Genomic DNA, 13,200 nt, shown 5'->3' on the forward strand with positions numbered 1-13,200 from the left:
TCCGAAACTCTAGTACAAACGAGCTCCATGAATAGACAATTATATTGAGGGAGACCTTGTTTTCTAGTATGATGAGAATAACGGGGAAAATACTAGGATGAAGAAGGTTTCAAGTCTATAACTTGGAGGAAAAGAATGAACAATCGTATTTTAGTAGTTGATGATGAGGAATTTATCTTAACTTTAATTGAATTTAATTTACAACAAGCTGGGTTTGAAGTTATTACAGCAATGGATGGAGAAATGGCGCTTCAAAAAGCGACTACAGAACGCCCAGATTTAATTATATTAGATTTAATGCTTCCAAAAATGGATGGTATGGAAGTTTGTAAAGAATTACGATTGCAGCGTATTATGACGCCGATTTTAATGTTAACAGCAAAAGATGATGAATTTGATAAGGTGCTAGGTCTTGAGCTTGGGGCTGATGATTATATGACGAAGCCATTTAGTCCAAGGGAAGTTGTTGCTCGTGTGAAGGCGATTTTGCGCCGTACGAAATTACAGCAGGAAGAACAAGTTTCAGAATCGCCAGATGAAGAGAGCATCAAAATTGCAGAGCTTAAAATTTTACCGGAGTTTTATGAAGCGTACTTCCAAGGAAGGAAACTGGAATTAACACCGAAAGAATTTGAGTTACTTGTTTATCTTGCGAAAAATAAAAGTCGTGTATTAACTCGTGACCAATTATTAAGTGCTGTATGGAATTATGATTTTGCCGGTGATACAAGAATTGTTGATGTCCATATTAGCCATTTGCGCGATAAAATTGAACAAAATACGAAAAAACCGACGTACATTAAAACGATACGTGGTTTAGGTTATAAATTAGAGGAGCCAAAAGTGGATGAATAAGTTTCGTTCCAGGCTTCTTTTTACATTTGTTTCTCTTATCGTTTTTATTTTAGTTGGACTAGGTGTATTATTAGAAACTGTATTTGAAAACTACTATATAGATCATGCTAAAGAGAGAATGATAAAAGAGACACAGTACGTTGCGGTATTAGCAGAAGAGCAAGGGTTTGATGCTGTTTTAAAAAAGCCTTATGTATTTGAAAAGTTAGAAGAAAAAATACCAGCTTCTATTATATTTTTTGATGAAAAAAAGAAAGTTCAATATAGCGGAGGGCAACCATCTGCATTTAATCAAGAGATGATTAAAGAACTTTCTTCTGAAGCAGCAAAACAACGAAGTAAAGTGATTACGCAAGAAACAGATCAAAAGAATGAATTTTATCATGCGGTGTTCGTTCAAGATCTAGCAGGAAAACAAGGATATATTTTGGTGAAAAGTACAATTGAGCCATTGAAAGACGTACATCAAAAAACGTGGGGATTATTAATTATAGGATTTGTTATCGCTTGTCTCGTAGTCGTATTTTTAGGTATGAAAATTACGGGGCAATATATTAGGCCGATTGAATCGGTTACGAAAGTTGCCATTGAATTAGCGAAGGGAAATTATAAAGCACGCGCTTATGAAAGTCATTCGGATGAAACAGGGATGCTGAGTAAAGCGATTAATATTTTAGCTCGTAATTTACAAGAGATGACTCTTGAGCAGGAAATGCAACAGGATCGTCTGCATACGTTAATTGAAAACATGGGAAGTGGAATGATTTTAATTGATAGCCGCGGTTATATAAACCTTGTAAACCGTTCTTATAAGGAAACTTTCCACGTAACAGATGAAGAATATTTAGATCGCTTATATTATGAATCGTTTCATCATACAGAAATTATTGAGCTTGTGGAAGAAATCTTTATGACAGAAGTGAAAGTGCGTAAACAAATGTTATTGCCGCTTGGAATTGAGCGAAAGCATTTTGAAGTATATGGAGCGCCGATTATCGGGACGAACCATGAATGGAAAGGTATCGTTCTTGTGTTCCATGACATAACAGAGTTAAAGAAATTAGAACAAATGAGAAAAGACTTTTTAGCGAATGTTTCTCATGAACTAAAGACGCCAATTACTTCTATTAAAGGTTTTTCCGAAACGCTCTTGGATGGGGCTATGGATAATAAAAAATTCTGCGAACATTTCTTACATATTATTTTAAAAGAAAGTGAACGCATGCAAGGATTAATTGAAGATTTATTAGACTTGTCAAAGATCGAGCAACAAGGGTTTAAACTAAATATGGGGACCGTTGATATGAAGGAACTTCTTGAAGATATTCATATGGTGCTTGATAATAAAGCGGGAGAAAAAGAAATCTCTTTACAAGTGAATGCATTGAAACGAGTTTCCGTTATTGGAGATCCAGGCCGCTTGAAACAAATCTTTATTAATTTAATTAATAACGCGATTGTATATACACCGGCTGGAGGCGTTGTTTCTGTTGAATTGGCAGAAGATAAATATAATGCTTATATAAAAGTATCTGATACTGGAATTGGTATTAGTAAAGAGGAAATCCCACGTATTTTTGAACGCTTTTACCGAGTGGATAAAGCAAGAAGTAGAAATACGGGTGGAACGGGTCTTGGTTTATCAATTGTAAAACATTTAGTTGAAGCGCATCAAGGTACGATTACGGTGGATAGTGAGGTTGGGGAAGGAACAACATTTACAGTTGTTTTACCAAAATCAGCTACTGAAAAATAGGATGAAGGATATTTACAATATATTAACAATGGCTTAATTAAATATTAATAAAGCTCTGTTAATATAATATATGAAAACCCCTTCATCCAAGGAGTAATTTTGGACGAGAGTAGTTATGCTATTCTCGTCACTTCCCTTTATGCCAATGTAAGTCTGTTTATATATGATAGAAAAAAACCGTTATTTTTCTTCTCTCTATTAGTCATGTTAATATAGAGAGAGGACAGGAACGGTTTTTTTCTGTGGAAAAAATTGTTTCAAATATGTATGGGGAGGTTTGTAGTTTGGAAAAAAAAGTCGTATTAGTAGATGGTAATAATATCGCGTATCGTGCTTTCTTTGCACTACCGCTTTTAAATAACGACAAAGGTATACATACGAACGCAATTTATGGTTTTACAATGATGTTAATGAGGATACTAGAGGAAGAAAAACCGACGCATATGCTTGTGGCGTTTGATGCGGGGAAAACAACATTCCGTCATAAAACGTATAGTGATTACAAGGGAGGGCGTCAAAAGACTCCACCTGAGTTATCAGAGCAATTCCCGTTTATTCGTGAGGTGCTTGATGCATTCAATGTACCGCGTTATGAGCTGGAAAATTATGAAGCGGATGACATTATGGGAACGTTAGCGAAAGAAGCGAGTGAGCAAGGGTTTCATGTTAAAGTTATTTCAGGAGATAAAGATTTACTGCAACTTGTTTCAGATAATACACTCGTATGTATTCCTCGCAAAGGGATTACGGAAGTAGATGAATATACGAAAGAAGCTTTATTTGAGAAATATAGCTTATCACCAAAGCAAATTATCGATATGAAAGGTTTAATGGGAGACCAATCGGATAACATTCCAGGTGTACCAGGTGTTGGTGAGAAGACAGCAATTAAATTATTAACGCAATTTGAAACGGTAGAAGCAGTATATGAAAACTTAGATCAAGTGAGTGGAAAGAAATTAAAAGAAAAGTTAGAAGCGAATAAAGAACAAGCTCTTATGAGTAAAGAACTTGCGACTATTATTACAGACGCACCGATTACTGTGCATGTAGATGATATGGAATATAAAGGGTATGAAACAAGCGATTTGATTCCAATGTTCGAGAATTTAGGGTTTACATCCCTTTTAAATAAGTTAGGTGTTACGCCGGAGGAAACGGCTCCAGCTGAATTAGATGATATTACATTTGATATTGTAGAAGAAGTTGCAGAAGAAATGCTTCAGCAAGATAGTGCGCTTATTGTTGAAGTGCAAGAAGATAATTATCATAAAGCCGATATTCAAGGTTTTGGTATTCAAAATGAAAATGGTTGTTACTTCATTCCGGCCGATGTTGCTCTTAAATCGGATGCTTTTAAAGAGTGGCTTGCAAATGGAGAAATGAGAAAACATACATTTGATGCGAAGCGTGCTATCGTTGCTCTCAAGTGGAAAGGTGTAGATATTCAAGGGATTGACTTTGATTTATTAATTGCCGCTTATTTACTTGATCCAGCCGATACAGATAAAGATTTCCGTACTGTAGCGAAAATGAAAGAAACGCATGCCGTAAAATCTGACGAAGAAGTTTACGGGAAAGGTGCGAAGCGTGCTGTTCCGGAGCTAGAGGTAGTAGCGGAGCATGTAGCTCGTAAAGTGCATGTATTATATGATGTAAAGCAAACGTTCTTAGAAGAATTAAAAAAGAACGAGCAATATGAATTATTTACGGAATTAGAATTACCACTTGCACGTGTATTAGCTGATATGGAAGTGAAAGGTGTAAAAGTTGATACGGAGCGTCTTCGTAATATGGGAGAAGAACTTGCAGGTAGATTAAAGGAAATGGAACAGGAAATTTATAAGCTTGCGGGAACAGAATTTAATATTAATTCACCGAAGCAACTTGGGGTTATTCTGTTTGAGAATTTAAACTTACCAGTTATTAAAAAGACGAAAACAGGTTATTCTACGTCGGCGGATGTATTAGATAAACTTATGGATCGTCATGAAATTATTCCGAATATTTTACATTACCGTCAATTAGGAAAGCTAAATTCAACTTACATTGAAGGTTTATTGAAAGTTGTACATGAAGATTCATCTAAAATCCATACTCGTTTTAATCAAGTGTTAACGCAAACAGGTCGATTAAGTTCAACAGATCCGAACTTACAAAATATCCCGATTCGCTTAGAAGAAGGAAGAAAGATTCGTCAGGCATTCGTTCCATCAGAAGAAGGATGGATCATGTACGCGGCTGATTATTCACAAATCGAACTTCGTGTGCTTGCTCACATTGCAAAAGATCCAGGGTTAGTTGAAGCGTTCCAACATGACATGGATATTCATACGAAAACAGCTATGGATGTATTTGGTGTTGGGAAAGATGAAGTAACATCTAACATGAGACGACAAGCAAAAGCTGTTAACTTCGGAATTGTGTATGGTATTAGTGATTATGGTCTTTCGCAAAACTTAGGAATTACAAGAAAAGCAGCAGCGGAATTTATTGAAAAGTATTTAGAAAGTTTCCCTGGTGTACAAGAATACATGGATGAAATCGTAAAAGATGCGAAACAAAAAGGATATGTGGTTACATTATTAAATCGTCGCCGTTATATTCCGGAAATTACGAGTCGTAATTTCAATTTACGTAGCTTTGCTGAGCGTACAGCTATGAATACACCAATTCAAGGTAGTGCGGCTGATATTATTAAAAAAGCGATGATTATTATGGCAGATCGTCTAGAAGAAGAAGGATTACAAGCACGTCTTCTTCTGCAAGTACACGATGAATTGATATTTGAAGCACCAAAAGAAGAAATTGAAAAATTAGAGAAGCTTGTACCTGAAGTAATGGAGCATGCAATTGAACTAGCCGTTCCATTGAAAGTTGATTATTCTTACGGTCCAACTTGGTACGATGCGAAATAAGGACGTGATGAAATGCCGGAATTACCAGAGGTTGAAAACGTTAGACGGACGCTTGAAAATCTTGTAACAGGAAAAACGATTGAAGATGTCGTTATTACTTATCCCAAAATAGTAAAACGACCGGATGATGCAGAAATTTTTAAAGAAATGCTAAGAGGCGAGACAATTGAAAATATAAAGCGAAGAGGTAAGTTTTTGCTTTTGTATGTAACGAACTATGTAATTGTTTCACATTTGCGCATGGAAGGTAAGTTTTTACTTCATCAAGAGGATGAGCCGATTGATAAACATACGCACGTCCGGTTCTTATTTACAGATGGAACTGAATTACATTATAAAGATGTGAGAAAGTTTGGTACGATGCATCTCTTTAAGAAAGGTGAAGAGTTGAATCAAATGCCTCTTGCTGACTTAGGCCCGGAGCCATTTGATGCTGAATTGACACCGCAGTATTTACAAGAAAGATTGCAAAAAACAAATCGTAAAATAAAAGTCGTATTATTAGATCAGCGTCTTTTAGTAGGGCTTGGAAATATATATGTAGATGAAGTGTTATTCCGTTCGCAAATTCATCCAGAACGAGAAGCTGCATCTTTAACAGAAGAAGAAATAGAAAGAATTTACGAGGCGATTGTTACAACGCTGGGCGAAGCTGTTAAGCGAGGCGGAAGTACAATTAGAACGTATATTAATTCACAAGGACAAATTGGTTCGTTCCAAGAACTTCTAAATGTATATGGGAAAAAAGGAGAACCGTGTGTTACTTGCGGTACGATATTAGAGAAAACAGTTGTTGGCGGAAGAGGAACGCATTACTGCCCGATTTGTCAGCCGAGAATATAGAAAAGAGATAACATCGGATAGGCATTTGTCATATACATACAGCAGGGCTATGTATAAGGGAGGAGCTTACCGATGTACCTTTATTTATCTCTTATTTTATTAGCTTTTACATTAAGCTTAGATAGCTGTAGTGTAGGGCTAACATATGGTTTAAGAAGCGTAAGAATTCCACTAAGATCAATTATAATTATCGGGATCTGTTCAGCAGCTGTAATGCTCGTTTCCATGGGAATTGGACATATGATCGCGAAAATATTTTCACCTGTTATCGCAACGCGTATCGGTGGGCTTGTTCTTATTGGAATTGGTATTTGGGTATTATATCAATTTTTTCGAAGTGATAAAAAAGAAGAACCGAAGCAAGAGGAGAAGGTTTGGAAATTAGAAATTGCTTCACTCGGGCTAGTGATTCAAATTTTGCGGAAGCCGACAGTTGCGGATTTTGATAAATCAGGAACTATCTCTGCAGGAGAAGCGTTACTTCTCGGTATCGCTCTTTCTATAGATTCGTTTGGTGCTGGAATTGGTGCATCTTTATTAGGTTATGCACCCGCGATGATGGCGGTATTAGTCGCGGTTATGAGTTCTTTATTTTTATTTATTGGAATGAAGCTCGGTACGATTTTATCAAATATGAAATGGTTACAAAAATTTACATTCCTGCCTGGGGTATTACTCATTATTATTGGAATTTGGAAAATGTAAGTATGGGCGTGGAACATTAGTTTCGCGCCTTTAATATTGTGAGGAGGATTATTATGACAGTAGTAATTGGATTAACAGGAGGCATTGCAAGCGGAAAAAGTACGGTATCAGAAATGTTTCGTGAAATGAGTATACCGGTTATTGATGCAGATATTATTGCGCGAGAAGTTGTAGAACGAGGAAAACCGGCATATAACAAAATTGTAGAGGTGTTTGGAACGGAAGTGTTACAAAAAGATGGAGAGCTTGATCGACCAAAGCTTGGGAGTGTCGTTTTTTATAATGAAGAAAAACGATTGCAGTTAAACGAAATTGTTCATCCTGCAGTGCGTGAAGAAATGAATGCACAAAAGGAGATGTACATAAAAGAAGATATGCAAGCGGTTGTGTTAGATATCCCTCTTTTGTTTGAAAGTAAATTAACAAATCTCGTTGATCGTGTTTTAGTTGTAGCAGTCACACCGAATACGCAATTGGAACGTTTAATGAAACGAAATAACTTTTCAGAAGAAGAAGCAAAGGCTCGTATTCAATCTCAAATGCCATTAGAAGAAAAAGTAAAGAAGGCAGATGAAGTAATTTATAATGATGGCACAATTACTGGAACGAAAACACAATTAGCCTCTATTTTGAAAGAATGGAACATTATTGATTAAAAAATTGTGAAATTAATGAAAATGCTTAGTGACATATCTCCTTTTTGTGTTATACTATTATTGGGATTGGAGATAAATAGTATAACGCATTCAAGGGGGATAACATATTATGACTCGTGTGGCAATTAATGGATTTGGACGTATCGGGAGAATGGTATTTCGTCAAGCAATAAAAGAAAGCGTATTCAAAATTGTAGCAATAAATGCAAGCTATCCATCAGAAACGTTAGCGCATTTAATTAAATATGATACAGTTCATGGAAAGTTTGACGGAACAGTGGAAGCATTTGAAGATCACTTACTAGTTGATGGGAAAATGATTCGCCTTTTAAACAACCGCGATCCAAAGGAGTTGCCTTGGAAAGATCTAGGTGTTGAAGTTGTAATTGAAGCAACTGGTAAATTTAACTCGAAAGAAAAAGCAATTCTTCATGTTGAAGCTGGAGCGAAAAAAGTTATTTTAACAGCACCTGGTAAAAATGAAGATATAACAATCGTAGTTGGTGTGAACGAAGACCAATTAGATATTACAAAGCATACTGTTATTTCAAATGCATCTTGTACAACAAACTGTTTAGCGCCTGTTGTAAAGGTGTTAGATGAGCAGTTCGGAATTGAAAACGGTTTAATGACAACTGTTCATGCTTATACAAATGACCAAAAAAATATTGATAACCCACATAAAGATTTAAGAAGAGCGCGTGCTTGCGGACAGTCTATCATTCCAACAACGACGGGTGCTGCAAAAGCGCTAGCAAAAGTTCTTCCACACTTAAACGGAAAACTTCATGGTATGGCCCTTCGTGTACCAACACCAAACGTGTCTCTTGTTGATTTAGTAGTAGACGTAAAACGTGATGTAACAGTTGAAGATATTAATGAAGCGTTCAAAACTGTTGCAAACGGTGCATTAAAAGGAATTGTAGAATTCTGCGAAGAGCCTTTAGTGTCTATCGATTTTAATACAAATACACACTCAGCTATTATTGATGGTTTGTCTACAATGGTAATGGGTGATCGTAAAGTGAAAGTACTTGCTTGGTATGATAACGAGTGGGGCTACTCTCGTCGTGTTGTAGATCTTGTAACGTTAGTTGTTGATGAATTAGCGAAACAAAAAAATGTGCAACATATTTAAGTGAACGAGAGAGGGCAAGTGAAAATTTGCCCTCTTTTTTATTTTTTTCTGAAAAGGAAAAAAATTATATAAGTATATTTTTAAATAGTGGACATACCACGAAACGTTGGGATTACTGTATTCGTGAATCATTAATTTTTTTTAGGGAAAAGTAAAGAGGAAAATATGACAGAAAATCGAAAAAACTGTTGTTGCAAAATGAAAATAAACAAAGTATACTAACACTCGTAAACTTAAGAGCTGAGGTACGTAGTCACTACTTAAAGGGTTAGGACCTCTCTGGACTAACTTTCCCCCGTGGTAGTGGAGCAAGCCAAATTGCAAATTAGTTTTCAATTCGAACAGTTAGAATAAATTTACAAGGGGGAACTGTAGAATGGATACTATGGATACGATGGGTCGTCACGTGATTGCTGAACTTTGGGATTGCGATTTCGACAAGCTTAATGACATGCCGTATATTGAACAATTATTTGTGGATGCAGCACTAAGAGCTGGTGCTGAAGTACGTGAGGTTGCTTTTCATAAATTTGCACCACAAGGTGTAAGTGGAGTAGTAATTATCTCGGAATCACATTTAACAATTCATAGCTTTCCGGAGCACGGTTACGCAAGTATTGATGTTTATACTTGTGGGGATCGTATTGATCCAAATGTTGCTGCAGAATATATTGCAGAAGGTTTAAACGCGAAAACGCGTGAGAGCATCGAGCTTCCTCGAGGCACTGGTAGCTTCGAAATTAAGCAGAGAGAAACAAAAGCTCTTTAAAAAAGAACATAATTGATTTAAAATGTAAAGAGGTGTATAATGCACCTCTTTTTTAGTTTATATAAAATAGGATCACGATATGTAATAACTTAGAGTGGTCATTATAGAAGAATGAGTTATATAATATTGTATATATATTTTCACATGTAGGTGAGTAGCGAAAGAATAAAGATTATAGTGTAAAGGAGTGAATGAATTGCGTTGTCCATCCTGTTTTCATAATGGAACAAGAGTGTTAGATTCGCGTCCGGTAGACGAGGGGCGCTCTATTCGAAGAAGAAGAGAGTGTGAAAGTTGTTTAAGTCGCTTTACGACATTTGAAAGAGTAGAAGAATCACCTCTTATCGTTGTTAAAAAAGAAGGAACACGAGAAGAGTTTAATAAAGAGAAAATTTTACGCGGTTTAATTAAAGCGTGTGAAAAAAGACCTGTATCTTTAAGGCAGTTAGAGGAAGTAACACAAAGTGTGGAGCGTGAACTTCGTAACTTAGGTATATCAGAAGTGAAAAGTGATATGATTGGTGAAATTGTTATGGAAGAACTTCGTGATATTGATGATGTTGCTTACGTACGTTTTGCTTCTGTGTATCGTCAATTTAAAGATTTAAATGTATTTATTGAAGAATTAAAAGATATACTGCAAAAAGAGAGAGAGTAGAAGGAATCTCTTTATATACTGTAAGTAAACGAGATAAGAGAGCTAGAAGCGGAAGCTAATAGCTCTTTTTCGCTAATAAATTATATAATAAAGATAGAACGAGTGAAATGTAGGCTAGATTGGATGAGAGAAAGGAAAAGCAAGAATGGAAAAACAGTCATGGATGGAGCTATTGCCGATTGATCGTTATAAAGTAAGTGCGAAAGGGTTGTTACATAATTACGACCGGAAAGTATTAACGATGTTGTATCAGCCGTTAATAGGTAGTAGAGCTTTTAGCTTGTACATGACACTATGGGGAGAGTTAGAGCAAGATCGTGTGTTTGGAAAAGAGAATACACATCACTCCCTTATGGTGACTATGCAAATGCAACTTCCTGAAATATATGGGGAACGAGTAAAGTTAGAAGCGATTGGTCTTTTAAATGTATATATTAAGAAAGAAAAAGATATTCGGATGTTTATATATGAATTGCAACCACCTTTATCTCCGAAGCAGTTTTTTGATGATATTGTTTTAAGTATCTTTTTATATAATCGCTTGAGTCGGACAAAATACAACCAAGTAAAGCAATATTTCTTAGAAGAAGAATTCGATTTTGCTTCTTATGAAAATGTTACGCGCTCCTTCAACGATATATTTGATTCGTTTAACCCAGGTCAGTTTGAATATGCGCAAGAAGAACTGCGTATCCCGAAAACGACAATTATGCCAAGTAACGAGAATGGGGATGCTCCGAAAGTTTGGAACGATTTCTTTGATTTCTCTTTATTTGTAGACGGACTATCAGCCCTTGTTCCTAAAAAGGCGATTACAGATCAAGTGAGAGAATGTGTTATTACACTCGCTTATGTGTACGGTGTGGATGTGTTATCGATGCAAAATATCGTTCTTGGCGCAGTGACAGAAGTGCAAACAATTGATATCGAAAGGCTTCGGAAGGGAGCACGCGATTGGTATCAATTCGAAAATGGTCAAGCGTTACCTGTATTAAGTGAAAGAGTGCAACCTCATGCTGCTCGTACAATGAAAGAGAAAGAGCCATCTACGCAAGAAGAGATGCTAATGAAACAGTTAGAGGAAATCTCGCCAAAACAACTATTGAAAGAGATTTCAGGCGGTGCAGAGGCGACGAAAGCGGACTTGCAAATCGTTGAGGATGTAATGATAAATCAAAAGTTAACGCCAGGGGTTGTGAATGTACTTATTTATTACGTTATGCTACGCTCAGATATGAAGCTTGCTAAAACGTATGTCGAGAAGATTGCTGGACATTGGGCGCGAAAAAAGGTTGGTACAGTAGGCGAGGCGATGGCGCTAGCGAAAGAAGAGAATCGTCAATATCAAGAGTGGGCTGAGACGAAGAAAAAAGGTCGTACAGCGAAGAAAACAGTGCGAAAAGAAATGGTACCAGATTGGCTTAAAGAAGAGTCGAAAGAAGAAGAGAAAGAACCTGTGAAAAATGACGTAAGTGCGAAAAAAGATGCAAGTACGTTAGAAGATGAACGGAAACGATTAGAAGAAGTATTGAAAAAATATAAGCGTGATTAATAAAAGAAAATGAACGCTCTTTGAGGTGAGAAAATGGAGCATATTCAAAATTCATTTACGAAATTAATGGAAAATAAAAACTTTAAAAATAGATATGAAGTCTTAAAGGCAGAAGTGATGGCGCACCCTCGTGTGAAAGAATTTATAGACGAACATAAAGGTGAAGTAACGACTTCTATGATTGAACGAAGTCTTGTGAAGTTATATGAATATATTGGACAAAGTGTAGGGTGTGCGGATTGTCCAGATTTAGGGTCATGTAAAAATATGCTACAAGGATATGAGCCGAAGCTCGTCATTCAAGGTAAGATGATTGATATTCAATACGATCGTTGTATTAGAAAAGTAGCATATGATGAGAGAAAAAAATATGAAAAACTCGTTCAAAGTGTATATATGCCAGTTGACATTTTGCAGGCAACTATGGAAAATTTAGACCCTTCAGATTTAGATGCACGTATTGATGCAATAGGTGCAACGAATGAATTTTTAAACACATATGAACCAGGTAAAAAAGCACAAGGTTTATATTTGTACGGTAAATTTGGTGTAGGGAAAACATATCTTTTAGGGGCAATTGCAAATGAGCTTGCGCGAAAGAAAATTAGTTCGATGCTCGTATACTTCCCTGAATTTTTACGTGAAATCAAAAGTTCGATTCAAGATAATTCGATTAGCGGAAAGATTGATGCTGTCAAACGTGTACAAGTATTAATGTTAGATGATATCGGGGCAGAAGCGATGTCAAGTTTTGTACGTGATGATGTACTCGGTGCAATCTTGCAATTCCGTATGTTGGAAAACTTACCGACGTTCTTTACATCTAACTTTGATTTCAAACAGTTGGAACATCATTTAACGTATACACAGCGCGGTGAAGCAGAAGAGATGAAAGCGGCCCGTATTATGGAACGAATTAAATATTTAGCGAAGCCAATCCCAATTGGCGGGAAGAATCGTCGTAATAAGTAAAGAGCGAGCTGAGAAGCTTGCTCTTTTTTATCCCGCTATTGGCGGGCAGTAAGACTCCCACCTCAAAATTCGGCTGTAAAGCAAAGAAGTTAGGTGGGAGCCCTGCTGCCCGTAAAAGCCCGATTGGTGCGGGCTAATAATCAGTGAACGATGGACAAAACCTCCACTGATTAAAGTTTCACTTTATTTTAATCATTTTTTCAGAGTAGCTTGTATCATTTTTTTCTCCCTCCCTTAATATATATAAAATTAGCAAGCCATATCGAGTGGATGTTCTAACAATGGGAGATAGGTTTCTACTAAGAGTGAACTTCCATAGATCGGACTCTTATAGGATTTGTAACGTATAGATGCAATCCTTTAGAGCGGGGATAAAAG

At 36.5% G+C, this 13,200-nt stretch carries 11 protein-coding genes; all 11 read left to right on the forward strand.

The genetic code is table 11. The features are described from left to right. Positions 1-135: 135 nt before the first annotated feature. On the forward strand, positions 136-855 hold the full coding sequence (gene phoP / locus MKX66_RS24315; RefSeq protein ID WP_002015484.1) for a two-component system response regulator PhoP: 720 nt from the start codon (positions 136-138) through the stop codon (positions 853-855). Continuing rightward, positions 848-2,611, forward strand: a complete 1,764-nt coding sequence (gene phoR / locus MKX66_RS24320; RefSeq protein WP_002129354.1) for a sensory box histidine kinase PhoR — start codon at positions 848-850, stop codon at positions 2,609-2,611. Before phoP ends, phoR begins: the two co-directional genes overlap by 8 nt. Before the next feature lie 284 nt (positions 2,612-2,895). Beyond that, entirely contained in the window at positions 2,896-5,529 is a 2,634-nt protein-coding gene (polA, locus tag MKX66_RS24325; protein ID WP_341087274.1) for a DNA polymerase I, read from the forward strand. Between the two features lie 12 nt (positions 5,530-5,541). Next, complete coding sequence (mutM, locus tag MKX66_RS24330; RefSeq protein WP_341087276.1) at positions 5,542-6,372, forward strand: DNA-formamidopyrimidine glycosylase; 831 nt, start codon at positions 5,542-5,544, stop codon at positions 6,370-6,372. A 72-nt stretch (positions 6,373-6,444) separates the two neighbouring features. Next, positions 6,445-7,077, forward strand: a complete 633-nt coding sequence (gene ytaF / locus MKX66_RS24335; protein WP_002034279.1) for a sporulation membrane protein YtaF — start codon at positions 6,445-6,447, stop codon at positions 7,075-7,077. A 53-nt stretch (positions 7,078-7,130) separates the two neighbouring features. Then, positions 7,131-7,733, forward strand: a complete 603-nt coding sequence (gene coaE / locus MKX66_RS24340; RefSeq protein WP_002034278.1) for a dephospho-CoA kinase — start codon at positions 7,131-7,133, stop codon at positions 7,731-7,733. A 109-nt stretch (positions 7,734-7,842) separates the two neighbouring features. Next, positions 7,843-8,871: a glyceraldehyde-3-phosphate dehydrogenase gene (locus MKX66_RS24345; protein WP_341087278.1), complete on the forward strand. Its 1,029-nt coding sequence runs from the start codon at positions 7,843-7,845 to the stop codon at positions 8,869-8,871. Between the two features lie 385 nt (positions 8,872-9,256). Continuing rightward, positions 9,257-9,640, forward strand: a complete 384-nt coding sequence (gene speD / locus MKX66_RS24350; RefSeq protein ID WP_002003660.1) for an adenosylmethionine decarboxylase — start codon at positions 9,257-9,259, stop codon at positions 9,638-9,640. Positions 9,641-9,836: 196 nt separating this feature from the next. Then, positions 9,837-10,298 carry a transcriptional regulator NrdR gene (nrdR, locus tag MKX66_RS24355; protein WP_001203686.1) on the forward strand — a complete coding sequence of 154 codons (462 nt, stop codon included), beginning with the start codon at positions 9,837-9,839 and terminating at the stop codon, positions 10,296-10,298. Positions 10,299-10,443: 145 nt separating this feature from the next. Further along, the gene (locus MKX66_RS24360) at positions 10,444-11,850 is read left to right on the forward strand and encodes a replication initiation and membrane attachment family protein (protein ID WP_002015474.1); all 1,407 of its coding nucleotides are present in this window, start codon (positions 10,444-10,446) and stop codon (positions 11,848-11,850) included. A gap of 33 nt (positions 11,851-11,883) precedes the next feature. After that, positions 11,884-12,822 (forward strand): primosomal protein DnaI, encoded by a 939-nt coding sequence (gene dnaI / locus MKX66_RS24365; RefSeq protein ID WP_002015473.1) that lies wholly within the window; start codon positions 11,884-11,886, stop codon positions 12,820-12,822. Positions 12,823-13,200 lie beyond the last annotated feature (378 nt).

This window comes from Bacillus sp. FSL R9-9530 (assembly GCF_038008145.1).
Taxonomy (GTDB): domain Bacteria; phylum Bacillota; class Bacilli; order Bacillales; family Bacillaceae_G; genus Bacillus_A; species Bacillus_A mycoides.

Bases quoted from the DNA above. Each gene is read 5' to 3' on its own strand.
- phoP (WP_002015484.1), top strand. From the start codon at position 136: ATGAACAATCGTATTTTAGTAGTTGATGATGAGGAATTTATCTTAACT.
- phoR (WP_002129354.1), top strand. From the start codon at position 848: ATGAATAAGTTTCGTTCCAGGCTTCTTTTTACATTTGTTTCTCTTATC.
- mutM (WP_341087276.1), top strand. From the start codon at position 5,542: ATGCCGGAATTACCAGAGGTTGAAAACGTTAGACGGACGCTTGAAAAT.
- ytaF (WP_002034279.1), top strand. From the start codon at position 6,445: ATGTACCTTTATTTATCTCTTATTTTATTAGCTTTTACATTAAGCTTA.
- coaE (WP_002034278.1), top strand. From the start codon at position 7,131: ATGACAGTAGTAATTGGATTAACAGGAGGCATTGCAAGCGGAAAAAGT.
- MKX66_RS24345 (WP_341087278.1), top strand. From the start codon at position 7,843: ATGACTCGTGTGGCAATTAATGGATTTGGACGTATCGGGAGAATGGTA.
- speD (WP_002003660.1), top strand. From the start codon at position 9,257: ATGGATACGATGGGTCGTCACGTGATTGCTGAACTTTGGGATTGCGAT.
- MKX66_RS24360 (WP_002015474.1), top strand. From the start codon at position 10,444: ATGGAAAAACAGTCATGGATGGAGCTATTGCCGATTGATCGTTATAAA.
- dnaI (WP_002015473.1), top strand. From the start codon at position 11,884: ATGGAGCATATTCAAAATTCATTTACGAAATTAATGGAAAATAAAAAC.